At 57.6% G+C, this 15,101-nt stretch carries 12 protein-coding genes; 6 read left to right on the top strand and 6 right to left on the bottom strand.

All coding sequences use genetic code 11. The features are described 5' to 3' along the window. Positions 1 to 104 precede the first annotated feature (104 nt). From GJT30_07380 to GJT30_07405, 6 genes are all read left to right on the top strand, one after another. Positions 105 to 2,858, top strand: coding sequence for a DUF2339 domain-containing protein (locus tag GJT30_07380; protein MSM39425.1), 2,754 nt, complete (start codon positions 105 to 107; stop codon positions 2,856 to 2,858). Next, entirely contained in the window at positions 2,855 to 4,231 is a 1,377-nt protein-coding gene (locus GJT30_07385) for a DUF3999 family protein (protein ID MSM39426.1), read from the top strand. Before GJT30_07380 ends, GJT30_07385 begins: the two co-directional genes overlap by 4 nt. Positions 4,232 to 4,517: 286 nt before the next feature. Next, positions 4,518 to 5,108 (top strand): protein-tyrosine-phosphatase, encoded by a 591-nt coding sequence (locus GJT30_07390; protein ID MSM39427.1) that lies wholly within the window; start codon positions 4,518 to 4,520, stop codon positions 5,106 to 5,108. A gap of 22 nt (positions 5,109 to 5,130) precedes the next feature. Then, entirely contained in the window at positions 5,131 to 6,627 is a 1,497-nt protein-coding gene (locus tag GJT30_07395; protein ID MSM39428.1) for a Poxvirus G6, read from the top strand. A gap of 24 nt (positions 6,628 to 6,651) precedes the next feature. Further along, positions 6,652 to 8,223: a hypothetical protein gene (locus GJT30_07400; GenBank protein MSM39429.1), complete on the top strand. Its 1,572-nt coding sequence runs from the start codon at positions 6,652 to 6,654 to the stop codon at positions 8,221 to 8,223. Further along, on the top strand, positions 8,220 to 9,398 hold the full coding sequence (locus tag GJT30_07405) for a glycosyltransferase (GenBank protein MSM39430.1): 1,179 nt from the start codon (positions 8,220 to 8,222) through the stop codon (positions 9,396 to 9,398). The genes GJT30_07400 and GJT30_07405 overlap by 4 nt, the downstream gene beginning before the upstream one ends. A gap of 51 nt (positions 9,399 to 9,449) precedes the next feature. On the opposite strand, the gene GJT30_07410 is transcribed toward GJT30_07405, so the two are convergent. The 6 genes from GJT30_07410 to GJT30_07435 form a co-directional block, all read right to left on the bottom strand. Further along, on the bottom strand, positions 9,450 to 11,243 hold the full coding sequence (locus GJT30_07410) for a chloride channel protein (protein ID MSM39431.1): 1,794 nt from the start codon (positions 11,241 to 11,243) through the stop codon (positions 9,450 to 9,452). A 237-nt stretch (positions 11,244 to 11,480) separates the two neighbouring features. Continuing rightward, on the bottom strand, positions 11,481 to 11,681 hold the full coding sequence (locus GJT30_07415) for a hypothetical protein (GenBank protein MSM39432.1): 201 nt from the start codon (positions 11,679 to 11,681) through the stop codon (positions 11,481 to 11,483). A gap of 49 nt (positions 11,682 to 11,730) precedes the next feature. Beyond that, on the bottom strand, positions 11,731 to 12,309 hold the full coding sequence (locus GJT30_07420) for a Cro/Cl family transcriptional regulator (GenBank protein MSM39433.1): 579 nt from the start codon (positions 12,307 to 12,309) through the stop codon (positions 11,731 to 11,733). Between the two features lie 37 nt (positions 12,310 to 12,346). Then, positions 12,347 to 13,351, bottom strand: a complete 1,005-nt coding sequence (locus tag GJT30_07425) for a metalloregulator ArsR/SmtB family transcription factor (protein ID MSM39434.1) — start codon at positions 13,349 to 13,351, stop codon at positions 12,347 to 12,349. Between the two features lie 212 nt (positions 13,352 to 13,563). Beyond that, complete coding sequence (locus tag GJT30_07430; GenBank protein ID MSM39435.1) at positions 13,564 to 14,568, bottom strand: L,D-transpeptidase family protein; 1,005 nt, start codon at positions 14,566 to 14,568, stop codon at positions 13,564 to 13,566. A 188-nt stretch (positions 14,569 to 14,756) separates the two neighbouring features. Continuing rightward, the gene (locus GJT30_07435) at positions 14,757 to 15,038 is read right to left on the bottom strand and encodes a hypothetical protein (GenBank protein ID MSM39436.1); all 282 of its coding nucleotides are present in this window, start codon (positions 15,036 to 15,038) and stop codon (positions 14,757 to 14,759) included. Positions 15,039 to 15,101: the final 63 nt, after the last annotated feature.

Here is a 15,101-nt window from a genome sequence, read left to right on the forward strand (position 1 = left end):
TTGCAAAACAAGGGATATTTCTCATGGCTACCGGAGGACTAAGCGCCTGTGCCGTAACGCACGGGGAAAACCGATTGATGATTCGCCAGTAATGGAGGGGTGTCATGAGCATCGTATATCCCGTTGTCGGAGCGCTGCTGGGAGGGATGTTGCTCCATGTTGGCGGCGCGTTTATTGGATTGGCCATGGGCCTGTTGTGCGCCCTGTATCTCGACCTGAAGCAGCGTCAGGAAGCATCTGAGCGGGAGTTGGGCTGGCTGCGGCAGCGGCTGGCAGAACATCTGCGCGAAACGCAACAGGATCTGTCGCGGCCTGAAACCGTGCCTGCCAGCGCTGAACATGGCCTTCAGGAAGCAGACCTTCCGGTGGTGGAACTGAGCGATGCCGACAGGGTGCAGGACGAGGAATTCATCTGGTCAGCGCCCAGTCGGACCACGCCGGTGTCGCACAACGTCGAACCGGAGCCCGTTTCCGGCCCGACCGGGGCAACGGCTCTTCGTGGGGGGAGCAGCGAAGCATCGTCCGGGTCTATCGGCAATCTGTTCCGGAACCTTGTTACCGGCGAGAACCTTCTGGTCAAGCTGGGGGTGGTGATCCTGTTCTTCGGGGTTTCCTTCCTGGTGAAGTATGCTGCCCAGCGCGGGCTTTTTCCCATCGAGCTGCGTCTTACGGCGGCCGCCCTGGGAGGCTGCGCACTGCTGGCCACCGGTTGGAGGCTGCGAAGCAAACGGCCGGTCTACGCCCAGGTGATCCAGGGAGGAGGCATCGGCATTCTCTACCTGACCACCTATGCCACCATGCATCTCTATCACCTGATCCCGGTTGGCCTCGGTTTTGCCCTGCTGGTAATTGTCTGTGCCCTGTCGGCCATTCTGGCGATGGCCCAGGACTCCCGTTCCCTGGCCGTGATGGGGAGCGCGGGCGGTTTCCTGGCGCCGGAACTGGCCGGTATCGGCAACAGCAATCCGGCCATGCTGTTCGGTTACTATGCCGTCCTCAACGGGGGGATTCTCGCCATTGCCCGTCGGTGCGCCTGGCGCGAGCTGAATCTGCTCGGGTTCATCGCCACCTTCATCGTCAGCGCCCTGTGGGGGAGCCGTTTCTACAGCCCCGAATACCTCTTCACCGTGGAGCCGTTTCTCGTATTGTTTTTCCTGATCTATGCCGCACTGCCGGTGCTTTATGCGCGGCAGCAGTCGACGGTGCTGGACGGCTACATCGACTGCACCCTGGTATTCGGTGCGCCGCTTCTGGCCTTTGCCTTCCAGGCTGCCCTGGTGCGTGAGTACGAATACGGCCTGGCCTGGAGCGCGCTGGCAGCCGGCATATGGTATCTCGGCATGGCACAACGGCTGTTCCATGGCGAGCCGGAACGGATGCGCAATCTGGCTGAGGCCTTTCTTGCATTGGGCACGGTGTTCGGCACCCTGGCCATACCGTTGGCCTTCGAGGGACGCTGGACCTCTGCTGCCTGGAGCATCGAAGGGGCGGCCCTGGTCTGGGCCGGGCTGCGTCAGGATCGGCGCCTGGCACGCCTGTTCGGTTATCTGCTGATGATCGGTTCAGGGGTAATATTCTTTGGCGACAATGGGCTGCGAAGCGGCGTCTGGCCGGTGCTGAACAGCTCCTACATCGGCACGCTCCTGATAAGCGGTGCTGCCCTCTTCAGCGCCCGGCTGCTCAGCCGCTCCAAAAACTCCCTCGAAGCCCCCGAACGCCTCGCCGGGCAACTGCTCTTTGCCTGGGGCATGCTCTGGTGGTTCTCTGGTGGTCTGCACGAGGTGGGAGCACACACGGTGAGCGACCTGGCATTCGGGGTATCCCTGGCATTCGTGACCGTCTCCTGCCTTGGTTGCAGCTTCCTGCAACAACGGCTCGACTGGCGGCTGCTGGAGTGGCCCGCCCTGGGGCTTCTCCCGGCCATGGCCGTCTGTGCCCTGCTGCAGTGCCTGAATGGTACCAGCTATCCTTCCATCCATGGCGGCTGGCTCGGCTGGCCGCTGGCCCTTGTGTCCTGGTATCTGATCCTGTACAGAAGCCGACAGCGTCAGCCGCAACTCCCGGCAGCGGCTCATGCCGTACCGTTGTGGCTGGTGACCCTGCTTGCCTCCTGGGAGCTCTCCGGCCGCATCCAACATCATCTGCCGGGGATGGAGACCTGGGCAGTATCTGTCTGGGGGGTGATCCCGGCAGTAGTGGTGTTGCTGATCGTCCGTCATGGTGATCGGCTCCCCTGGCCGGTTGCGACTAATCGGGCCGCCTACCTGGGAATCGGTTCCACGCCAGTGGCATTGGCTGCCTGGCTCTGGCTGCTGTACGCCAACCTGACCCAGGCCGGCAACCCCTGGCCGCTTTCCTACCTGCCGCTGGTGAATCCGCTGGACGGCGCCACCCTGATGGTGTTGATCAGCCTGGTCTGCTGGTACCGGGTTGTCAGGGACGTGATCCCGGACCCGGCAGAGAAGCTGCCGCAGCGGGAAGCCGCTATCGGCCTGGCGCTCACCTCCTTTATCTGGCTGAACGCCGTTCTGCTGCGGAGCATCCATCACTGGTGCGATGTTCCCTTTACCTTTCATGGCCTCTTCTCGTCGCTTACGGTCCAGGCTACCCTTTCCATCTGCTGGTGCCTGCTGGCATTGACAGCCATGACCGTGGCCACCCGGCGGGGTGGGCGCCGGATATGGCTGGCCGGAGCAGGGCTCCTGGCTGCGGTAGTAGCCAAGCTCTTCCTGGTGGATCTGGCCGGTCATGGCAGCGTTGCCCGCATCATCTCCTTTGTCGTGGTCGGCCTGCTGATTCTGCTGATCGGCTGGTTTTCGCCGGTACCGCCCCAGGCAGCGAAAGGGAGCGTGTCATGAAACACCTCATGGTGATCGTTCTGGCAGTCCTGGCGATATGTGCACCGGCCCGTGCGTCGGAGTCGCCCCAACTGCACGACTTCGCCCGGATGATGCCGCTGGAGCTCGCCGGTGCGGGAGCCCTGCACGAACTGCCGCTGCCGAAAGAGGTTTATGTCTGGACCAGCCAACGGGGTCTGGGAGATCTGGCCCTGTTCAATGGCAAAGGTGAGATCGTCCCCTTTACCCTGGTGACGCCGTCCCCGGCAAAAACCGCATCGGCCGGGAAAGATCTGCCGCTCTTTCCCCTTGCCGCCGCCATGCGCCGGCAGCAGGGGGCTATCGCCGTCATGGCCCGTACCGACGAGCAGGGCGCCATTGTCACCCTCAACACCGCAACGGGTAAGGCATTGTGCAGACCGATCACCGGCTATATCGTGGATGCCAGTGCGCTGGATCAAAGGGTCACAGGCTTCGACATCGGCCTTACACCCGGCGAGAAGGGGTATATCGGCACCATGCGGGTGGAAACCAGCGACGATCTGCAGTTGTGGCGGCAACACGCAACAGGGGCAATAGCCACCCTGTCGGTAAAAGACCGGCAGCTCAACAAGAACCGGATCGAGTTTCCCGCCGTAAAAGCCCGCTACTTCCGGCTCAGCATCGGCCCGGAGCTGGGCGCGCCGCGGCTCGATTCCGTTACGGCCCGGCTCGAATCAACCCTTTCGACCCGGCAGCGTGAAAAGGCAACGTACGTCATCACGGCAATCAAAGGGAGGAGCGGCGAGTACCTGGCGCGGACCGACGGCCAGATGCCGGTTGACCGTCTGCGCCTGGTCTTCCCGGACGAAAACAGCCTGGCCGGTGTCACCTTTTATTCGCGGCCCGACAACAAAAGCCCCTGGATCGAGCGAGGGTGCGGGACATTTTACCGGTTGCGCCGGGACGCGACCGTGGTGGAAAACAGCCCGCTGGAGATTGCGCCAACCGCGGACAGGCAATGGCTGATCAGGGTCAGGCAGCCCGGCGGGGGGCTGGGGAGCAGGCTGCCGCTGCTGGAAGTCGGCTGGCAGCCGCACCATCTGATATTTGCCGCCCGTGGCGAACCGCCGTTCCGGCTGGCCTATGGCAGCGCCTTCACAGAGCTCGACACCCTGCGGGACGACGGCATAGCAGCAGGCCTTGCAACCTGGGAAAAGCAGCAGATCATGCCGCTTCCGGCCAAAGCCGGGGCATCGGTCGAATCGGGTGGCGCACAGGCGCTGAAACCGCACGTCCCGGCCGCGACCTGGAGGAAGGCGCTGTTATGGGGAGTACTGCTCCTGGGCGTGCTGCTCCTGGCGCGGATGGCCTGGCAACTGGGGCGGGAGATGGGAGCAGGCGGCAGCAGATAGGCCGTGGCAAACAGCGCTCCTCGTAACAGTGCGCCGAAGTAGGTTTTTGTCGTATGGCCTGTCGTAAAATAGACTGTATTGCAATGCAGGAGAGGTCTAGGAGATTTCGCGGCTTTATTGTACTGATAGTATGCCGATGAAGATTGATGGGGTGCTGAGTTACGGGATGCCGTAGCTGGGCTTTATTATTGGGCGGTCATTTCCGCAGGCGTAAAAGGCTAACTCGCCATTGGAGCTGTGGCTCAGCGGCAACTCGTTCAATCTATATGCAAGAGGATATCAGGTAATGAATATGCGGAATATTAAGGGTACATGTGCCATCATTGCCTTAATTATCGTGACAACAGCTTTGATTGCATCTGCAGATGGCGTCAGTTCAGCACATTCCATTACCCTTCCCGCCAGCGTCCATTCCTCTGAGCGGCTCTATAACCTTCCCGGACTCTCCAATGTGGGCCGAGTGGCGCCGGGAGTGCTGCGTGGTGCGCAACCGGGCACGGGGGGCTATGCCACTCTGAAGCGGCTGGGGGTCAAGACCGTGATCGACATGCGGACCTCGGAGAACGAGAAGGCCCAGGTGGAGGCAGCCGGTATGAAGGCGATCGCCATCCCGATCGAGATGACCAGGGATGGCCTGAAGGAGAAGGTGGACCGGGTGGTGGCGCTGATGGCCGACCCGGCCAACCAGCCGGTCTATGTCCACTGCCGTCACGGCCAGGACCGGACCGGCATTGTCGTGGCGGCCTTTCGCATGAAGCAGCAAGGATGGACCCTGGCCGACGCCGAGACCGAGATGGAGGCCTTTGGTTTCAATGACGTCTGGGTCAATTTCAAGAAATTCATCCGCCAGTACGGGGCGCAGGTTATGAAGAAATAAATTCCCGCCAAGGAGTCATGCAATGAAGCGTTTGTTGTTCGCCGTTGTCACAGCGACTTCCCTTTTCCTGACGCTGCCGGCATTCGCTGCCGATGTCTGCAAGGAGCATCTCGCGGCAGTGCATGGTGTCGGCAGCACAGCAGTGGAGAGTTCACTCAGGAAAGAGGTGGAAGAGTTCCGTATCCTGGCGGAACGGGCGCTGACCCTGCGGGCCGAAACCATCAAGGTCGGCACGGCCATCAAGGAAAAGCTGGACAAGGGGAAGCCGCTTTCCGGTGACGACCTGGCCTTGATCAACATCGGCATCAACGAGCATCTGAGCTTGCGCAAAGAGCTCCTGGCAGCAGCTGAAGCCCACGAATGCTGGATGGATGGCTCGGAAAAGGAGCTGGCCAGGCAGGGGATAACGCCGGAGGCCCGCCTGACCGGGGTGATGCTGTCGCTCTCTTCCGCAATGCTGCTCTACGACAATTACCTGCTGGCCATCTCGCTCTTTGAGGGGGACAGCAAGCTGCGCCGCATCCTCAACGAGCGCGACCCCGGCTATGCCGTCACCAGTGCCGCCCTGGCCAAGGTGACTCTCAACTACAACTCCATCTCCAACCGGGCCAGGGTGCGCAAGGCGATCAAGTTCTACGAACGCGAATCGGTACGCTTCCGCAAGACGCTGGACCAGAGCCCGGAGAGCGGCTACCTCAGCCTCCTGATCACCCAGAGCCCCTCGTATTCCATGGTCAAGAAATGGTCCCCGTTCTACGTGGTCGGCCGCAAGCTGGGCTTTCTGACCGGCATCACCACCGATACCCTGACCGGCATGGAACGGGAAGGGATAAGCCTGTTCAGCATGGTGTTCGGCAATGCCGTGGGGCTGGTGGAAACCCGCAAGGGGAAACTCTATAAGAAGAGCGACGTTCTGGCCGATGTGAGCAGCAGCCTGCGGTCCGGCGATATCCTGCTGGAAAAGACCCCGTTTCGCCTGACCGACAAGCTTATCCCCGGCTACTGGGGGCATGCGGCGGTCTGGATCGGGACAGAGGCAGAGCTGAAGGAGCTGGGCATCTGGGACAACCCGCTCGTGGCACGCTATCGCGAAGCGATCCGCGAGGGGCGGCTGGTGGTGGAGGCGTTGCGCTCCGGGGTCGAGATGAATACCCTGCAGCACTTCCTCAACATAGACAGCATCGGGGTGCTGCGTAAACCGGATCAGAGCCGCGAAGCGCGCGCCAACACGATAATCCAGGCATTGCGGCAGGTGGGCAAGCCATACGATTTCAATTTCGATGTCGAATCAAAGGGGCGGGTCTACTGCTCCAAGCTGGTCTATCTGACCTACAGCGGCGTCGATTGGCCAACCAAGAAGTCGCTGGGGCGCACCACCTTCACCCCGGACGACGTGGCGATCAAGGCCGCCAACGACAAGACCCTGCAGCTGGTCACCTTCTACCATGACGGCAAACGTATTAATGATGCGCCGACTATGTATATGGCTCAGTTGATGGGAGTGACCAGCAGGAAATAGTGTCGGCTCCGTGAATTGCACTTGATGAGCCGTGGAGGATCTATGCTGAACATGCTGATGCTCTCCTTGCTTCTGTTGCTGGCAGCCTGCCCTGCGAGTGCAGATGCACAGACCATCATCTCCGACTCTGCCTTCCAGCAGCGCGTGACCGGAGACATACAGGATTTCACCATACTGCGCACCAACCTGCAGCGGGCAGTCGAATTCGCTCGCTCCCGACCGGACCTGTTCAACCCGGACAAGGCGCACAGAAAAGAGCTGCTGCCGCGTCAGGAGAAAATGGCCATCTGGAGCACCTGGAGCGGAGTTCTGAACAGCCTGGCCGGCCTGGACGGTATTCGCCGTGAGCACCGGAAATTCGACCTGTTTCAGGGTCGGCAACGTAAGAGCGCTTCCTTTGCTGTTGCCAACGCTTCTTTCCTTGCCAGCTACCGTTATGCCCTGGAGTTCATTGCCCTGGCAGACAAAAATCCCGACCTGGATACCATTCTCAACGAAGCAGTGCCGGAACTGGGTATTCCGGCCCGCACCTTTGACCGATTCAAGTTCCGCTTTCTGAACGTGGCCATTGCCAGCGAATTTGCCGCACTGCAGGTGATCGCGAAGACTTATGCCAACGGTCCGCCGGATTTGGGTAAAGCCATCGACGAGGACAGCCGGGTGATCTGGGCAATGGGCAAGGGGAAAGGGCACGAGTTGACCCTGAAAAATGCCTTGGCAGTGGTGCAGAAAACCGGTTTTGCCGCCTGGTTCCCGCTGCAGAAAGGGGTTTCCACATGGATGGGGGACACCAAGGTTGTCCGGCCCCACAGCCACCTGATTTCGGCTGGCCAGATCGAAGCCATGGGCAAGCGCCTTCAGCCGGGAGACATCATCTTCGAGCGCCATGAATGGTACCTTTCCAACCTGGGGCTGCCCGGTTTCTGGACGCATGTGGCGCTCTTTGTCGGCACAGCCGAGGAGCGTCGAGCCTTTTTCAACGACCAGGACGTGGGCGAGTGGGTCAAGGGGCAAGGGATCAGCAGCGGCGACTTCGAAAGCCTGCTGCGGCAGCGCTATCCGAGTGCCTACGCCAACAGCATGGTCATTAAGGAGGAAACGCACCCGGCTCGCATCCTGGAGGCTATCTCGGAAGGCGTTTCGTTTACGTCGCTTGAGTATACCGGCGCCTCCGACTCCATCGCCGTGATCCGGCCACGACTCTCCAAGCGGGACAAGGCCCTGGCCATCCTGCGTGCCTTCCACTACAGCGGCCGTCCCTATGATTTCAACTTCGATTTCCAGACCGACTCTGCCTTGGTCTGCTCTGAGCTGATCTTCAAGGCATATGAACCGGGCGGCGGCATGGAAGGGCTTCGGTTCCCGGTTGTCGAGGTGATGGGGCGCAAGGTCAGCACCCCCAACGGCATGGTCAGGCAATTTGACGAACAGGCCGGCAACAGCACTGCACAGGCCGATTACGTGCTGTTCCTGGATGGATATGAAAAGGAGAAGCGGGCGGTAGAATCCACGCCGGAGCAGTTTCGCGCCAGCTGGCAGCGTCCCAACTGGCACATCCTGATCCAGGATGCCCCGGTGGAGGCGAAGAAATTATGACGGTTTCTGAAAAGGCGCAGAAAATCGCCATCCTCAGTGTTTCGGCCGGGGCCGGGCATGTGCGGGCGGCTCAGGCGCTGCAGGCTGCCACAGAGAGGTGGTACCCCGGCGTGGAGGCCGTCCATCTGGATCTGATGGAGCTGGTGCCGAGACTATTCAAGACCCTCTACGCAGAAACCTTCATCAAGGTTATTGAGCACCATCCCGCTTTTTGGGGGTATCTCTACGATAAGACCGACCATGAGCGGGTCGATTCGGCCATGAGTCGCCTGCGGTCAGCCATTGAGCGGCTCAATACCCAGAAGTTCAAGAAAGTGCTGGCCGAAATCGACCCGGATCATGTGATATGCACCCATTTTCTGCCGGTTCAGCTCCTGGCGCGCAAGATCAGGAAGGGGAGCTTTCATAGGCCGGTATGGGTACAGGTGACCGACTTTGACGTGCATGCGCTCTGGATCCATGAGCATCTGAATGGCTACTTCGCGGCCCACGATGAGGTGGCGTGGCGCATGGTCGAGCGCGGCATTCCCGCGGAAACGGTGCACGTGACCGGTATTCCGATCATGCCGGTCTTCGGCGAAGAGCGGCATCGCGCCGTCTGCGCAGCTGAGTTTGGCCTCGATCCGGCAAAAACGACTCTGCTGATGATGTCGGGCGGAGCCGGAGTCGGTGGGATAGAGCTGCTGGCGGAACGACTACTGCGGCTGGATGGAGATTTCCAGCTGGTGGCTCTGGCCGGGAAGAACGAAAAGCTGCTGGCAGATCTGCAAAAACTGGCGGAGCGTCATCCGGGACGACTTTTTCCCATGGGTTTTACCCGGGTCATTGAGCGGATCATGGCGGCGAGCGACCTGGCCATCACCAAGCCGGGCGGGCTGACTACCTCCGAATGCCTTGCCGTGGGGCTTCCCATGGTTGTGGTGTCGCCGATACCGGGCCAGGAAGAGAGGAACGCGGATTTCCTGCTCGAAAACGGCGCGGCGGTGAAGGCATGCGATGCCGGGGCGCTGGCGTGGCGGGTGGAGATGCTGCTGCATGATCGTGAGCGGTTGATGATGATGCGTCAGAATGCGCTCCGACTGGGCCGACCTGAAGCCGGGCGTGACGTGCTTGCGACGGTACTGGCCGAGGGGCATCGGCCTGAAGCCACTGTGCACGTGTCAGATGCGAATTGATAAGCATGGCGAATATTTCGAGCAGCTAAGGGTAATCTTCTTCACGGTCGGTCAGTTGGTTCCGGTGAAAATCGGGAATGATTCGGCGCCTTGTGAAACTGTTTTGACAATCTGTCCCTCACCGATAATGCCGACGACGCTGTCGGTTGAACCCGTTTCATCTTCTACCACCAAGGCTGCAGAAGCGCTTGCCAAACGCATTCGAACGATAATGCTGTAAAATTGGACGTCTTTTCCCACGATGATGAAGCTGAGAGACGGCACGGTTTCCACCGGTTCCACGCCGATCTGCACGGCTGCCGATTCCAGGGCCGCTTCTCGTGATAAAAGGCCAGTCACTTGTTTCATTTTTGAGATGAGAAACCACCGGGTCTCCGGTTCGTTCTTAACAATCTCTGCCAGTTCGCCGATTGTGAGAGTTGACGGTACTCTGGTGAACCGCCTATCCATAATTTCTTCTGCTCTTCTGAGGTTTTGAATTGTGGAATGAAGTGCCTCCGGCATGAAATGACCGCGGCGTGCAAGCTTCATGGTGTAAATGCTCTCTCGGCACAGGAGTTTCCGGACGCCGAAACAGATGGCAACGGTGATCGTTACGGGGATTACCACGCTGTAGTCCAGGGTCATTTCCTGGATCATGACGATTGCGGTCAGAGCGGCCCCAGTCGCTCCTCCCACGAGTCCGGCCATTCCTGCCAAGGCGAATGCGGGAGGGCTGATGCCGAGCCCTGGGAAAAAGTGATTGAGAACTATTCCGTAGGCCCCACCAAAAGACGCGCCGATAAAGAGAGAAGGGGAGAATATGCCTCCGGACCCCCCTGACCCAATCGTCAGCGCTGTAGCCACCAGCTTCATTACCAACAGAAGCAGAAGAAAGCCCGCTCCATGAAGGGTCATGGAGAGAATGTCCTGGATCGCTGCGTAACCCACACCTTCAATATAATAGTGCCCCGAGTATCGCTGAAGCATCATGAACATGATCCCGACCATGAACATACCTGAAATGTGACGCAAATAATCATTGCCGGGGAAGTGGTTTTCAAAGAGATCCTCAAAGCCATAAACAGCCTTGATATAGACGGTGGAAACAATGCCGAGGGCGATCCCCAGTCCGACATATGCGAAAAGTACCACGGGTTTATCGAGGTGGAAGAAGGGGGATTCGAGGGAGGGAATCCTGAATGCGGGATAGGTGCCGAAAAAGAGCTGTCCGATATAGGTGGCCGTGGCGGTGGCAATGATTACAGGGACAAGGGTTCTTACGCTTACTTCATAGAGTAGGATTTCAGTTGCAAAGAGTAATCCGCCCAGAGGGGTATTGAACGTTGCGGCAATACCGCCGCCAGCTCCGGAAGCTATCAAGACATTACATTGCCATGGACTCATCCGCATTAACTGCCCAAGTGTGGATCCAAATGCCGACCCGATCTGGGCTATCGGTCCTTCTCGTCCCACAGAACCGCCACTGCCGATGGAAAGGGCCGAGGCGAGGGATTTCACGACAGCTACCGTGGGGCGAATGACCCCATTGTTGTAGTAGATGGCATCCATCACTTCCGGGACTCCATGCCCTTTCGCCTCAGGTGCGTAGTTTTTTACTAGGTAGACGACGCACACTGCTCCGACGACCGGAACGAGGACGATAAACACTCCCCAGGGGCTTGGGGCCGTATGGACATTGGCATCATATGCAAACGACAACATGCCGTTAAAAAAGAGATTGTGAAACAAGGCAATCAAGGCGCGAAACAGATACGCCCCGCACCCGGCAATGATACCGGTGATACACGAGAGAAGGGCCAGAACGAACGGACCATATTCCTTTTTTTCCGCATGTTCAGTCATTGCCGTTCCTAACTGCCTGGATCATGATACGCTGCCGGAACTCGCTACTATTCGTTTGGAATAGGGGTTTTTGTTCCGAGGTCCTGTCATTGCGTTTCCATGGTTACAAAGAACGCTTGTTTTCTTAAAAGTGAGCAAAGTTCTATTTGTTTTGACCTGGAAACCTCGAACGACAGAACAAGGGGTACATATCTACAGCCCTAAGTTTGTGCGCCTCAGACAATGATATCCGATTCCTCATCTATTGTCGCTTCCTCTCACCCATAAACAGTTAATTGTTGCAAGGTCGCGTAATGGTGGTGGCACAGATAGGCGGTTTGTACAGAAGGTATCGTATCCGAGCAAAACACGCTTTGTCCCTTGTGCGACCAGGCAGATGCTCTGTTCGTACATGCCGATGACCGGCTCGGTCGGCTCAATTCGCCGGAACAGCGCCATGCCAACGGTCTATCCCTGTGTGCCGGGGCACGAGATCGTCTCCTTCCGGTTATGCCGCAGAATCCGGTAAGTTCTTGTATACCTCCTCCACCGTGGTGCAGGAGGTCAGCACTTGGATCACTTCCGGCAGCGGTTCGATAAGAATCCCAGGCAGATCGGCCTCGTTGCTGTCCTGAAGCCTGAAGGCGAGCCGCTCCACTGGTGGTGAGAACTGGGCGTCAACCCCCGGCTTGTTTCCCCGGGCGTCGATCCGGTACCAGCCATACTCTGGCAGCCAGACTGCATTCAGACCGTGCAGACAGTAGGGGGGACCGGAGACTCCCAGTGTCAGCCGCTGGTAGCAAAGCCCGGCCGGGATGCCATTGGCTCTGAGCAGTGCTGCCAGCAGGTGGCTTTTGGCGTAGCAGTAGCCGGTGCCATGAGCCAGTACGTCTGAGGCCCGGCAGGTGACCGGGTTCAGCTGGTAGTCCACGCTGTGCCGGATCTTATCCCGCACGAAGAGAAAACATTGGTGGGCGATTTCTGTCGGGCCGTCCGCTTTGACGGCCAATTCCCGTGCCTTTGCCAGAACCGCCGGATGCTGCCAGTCGATGAATTCGCTTTCTGCAAGGTAGCTGTCGAGATCCATGGCTACTCGCTCTCCGCATGGTGTTGTGGCGCTCAATTTACCTGCCGCCCGGATGCTGCTGTTCTCTCTGAAACCCTTTGAGGCTGTTGTAGCCATGTTCTCCAAACGGATGCAGTTTCTCCTGCCACTGCAGCTTCAGCATGGTGAGTAGTCGGTTGATGTCAGCGCCCGGTTCCGGTTTCTGAAGCACGTCCAGCACCGAAAACTCGAAGCTGTCCGCACCGAATTCGTTGAGGTCTTTCTGCAATTCCGGGTTAAAAACGATTTTTCCCATCCTGAGCTGGAACATTCTGCTGGTGCGCGTCCCGTCAAGGTTCTTGCTGGTATCGATATATATCTTGCCGTTAACCTTGTTCCGAATCTGATATACGCCCATATCCGGGTCGTTCTGCAGTTTGTAGAGACGCTTTTTCTCAGCCCGCTCGCTGTCTTTCTTCCTCGGCTGCGGCTTGATCGAATGTGAAAGGGTGGCAATCGGCTGGTCGACATGAACACCTTCCCGCCAGTAGGTCGATTCTTCCCGCTGGATCAGGCCCTCATCAACCAGTAGGCGACGAATGGTGCAGTAATCGTCGAAGAGCGGCTGGATGAGCCCGGTAACCTCTGCTTCGGTGTACCGGCGGTCAGCCTCGAATTGCCGGGTGAATTGCTCCAGGACAATGAGTCGTTTCTTGTGCTGGGCGGGGAGTTTCTCAAGCCTGTCGTGGCGAAAAAACGTCTCCAACACTTTGCGCCGATATGCATCCATCCGTTCATCCTGTAGTTCCTTCCTGGCAGGTGTTGCCGAGACGATCTCTCGCAGAGTGGTGTCGAAGAGCGGTTCATTTGTCCGGATGACGACATAGTACTGCTCTTTCTTGCTGCTGATCAGCCCCGCCTGTTCAAGCTTTTTCAGGTGGAACGAGACCGTCGACGGTGCCAGGGCATGGCGCTTGGCAATTTCCTCAACATATTGGGACTGCTCCAAAAGTGATTTAACGATGGCCAGCCGCGACTCGTCGGCAAGGGCCTTCATGATGGCAAGGCTTTGATCCGCTTTCATAGGGCAACTCCTGTTTCGATAAATATCGAATCAAAATATAGCCCCTGATTCCGGCGGAAGTCAATCTATTTTCATATCTGTCGAATTAATTGTTTGTCGATCGTTTTGGGGGGGCTGCCGAGGGTGCCGCATTCGCTACATCAGGTGGACTGTCCGGGCCGTTGTCGTATTACCGCTTGGGGCGCAGTCTGATAAAGTGGTATCGGTGTTGCCTACGGGCGTATCTCGACGATCGTTCCGTTTGGCGCCAACCTGCTGATTTCCTCAATTTCTTCGTCAGTTACTGCAATGCATCCCTTCGTCCAGTCAACCTCCGTGTGCGAATCGCCAACCCACGAGAAACCATTCTTGATCCCATGGATCATGATGTTTCCGCCCGGAGAAACACCGAGTTCTTTTGCTCGCTTTTTGTCTTTCTCGTTTGGATAGGAGATATGCAACGAGAGATGATACTGGCTACCCTTGTTACGCGCGTCGATGACGTAGGTCCCCTCCGGGGTTTTGTTGTCGCCCTGTCGTTCTTTGGGCCCGACCGGGTTTCCCCCCAAGGCTATCTTGTAGGTCTTGATCACCTCACCCTTTGAGATCAACATCAACCGCCGAGCTTGTTTTTCCACCAGAATCTTGTCTATCCGCCCCTTCTGGGTTGCATAGGCAAAAATCTTCTGTTCGAGCGCCACGATCTGTTTTTGCAGGGCAGCAATGTCATTCTCCTTGCCTTCAAGCTCGTGCAGGAGAGTTTCGATACGTGCCTGCTGTGTAGCAATCGTCTGATCCTTGAGAGTGACATTATTGATATAAAATATCATCATCTCACTGTCCTGCCTGTACGCACTCCCCGGATAATCCTGTATGAGTTTATGGAAGCACTCCAGTGATTTCTGAAAATCTTTTTGTTCGTTCTTCGGATACGCATGGATGATACCCATCTCGAACAGGACCCTGTCTGCCGTCGAGGGGTATTCCCCCATGATCTGCTCATACACGTTCAGCGAAGCCTTATAGTTTCCCTGGTTAAATAAATCGTTTGCTTCTTCAAAGGTGGACTTGGCTTGAAATCCTTCATTGAAGTGACTGCAACCGGATATGAGAATTGGTGTCATTACGATACAGATAAAGAATAAGCATAGGCGCCTACCCAGTTTTTTCCCCATATATGTAAAAGACGGTCTAAATCTGCTAGACAGTGCAATCCGAAAGTTTCTCAGTTCATTCATCCCTTCACTCCTTGGCAGATCATCAGGAATATCTTTACACTACCCCAATATCCCGATGAAACAAGTCAAACGTTTCAACGGTCCGGGCAGACTTGAGTGGTGGATAATGAAATGGCAGGGTTTTGAGACCCTGCCACTTCATTATCCGGAGCACTAAAGGTAAAGCTGACAGCTCCCTTGAAATTGACTTACTTCTTCATCGATTTCTGGAAAGCGGCGTCAGCCTTTTTCGCCTTTTCGTCAGCGATCCGCTCCCGTTCTTCTGCCTGCGCTACAGCAGTATCGGCCTTTAACGTGGCTGCATCGGCTGCTGCCTTGGCGGCTTGTGCATCCTGTAATGCCTGCTCAGCTTTCGCGTTAATCAGATTTTGCTGTGCCTGCACTTTCTCCAGGTCACCGGATGTTGCACAACCGATCAGCGTCATAGGGAGAACGAGCATCATAGAAATCAGCAATAGATTTTTTTTCATCTTTCTTCACCTCCTTTCTGGTTGGTGTTCCTTATTAGGAAAGAGGGACCGCGCAACATTCGC

Origin of the sequence: Geobacter sp. (genome assembly GCA_009684525.1) — a bacterium.
GTDB lineage: Bacteria > Desulfobacterota > Desulfuromonadia > Geobacterales > DSM-12255 > Geoanaerobacter.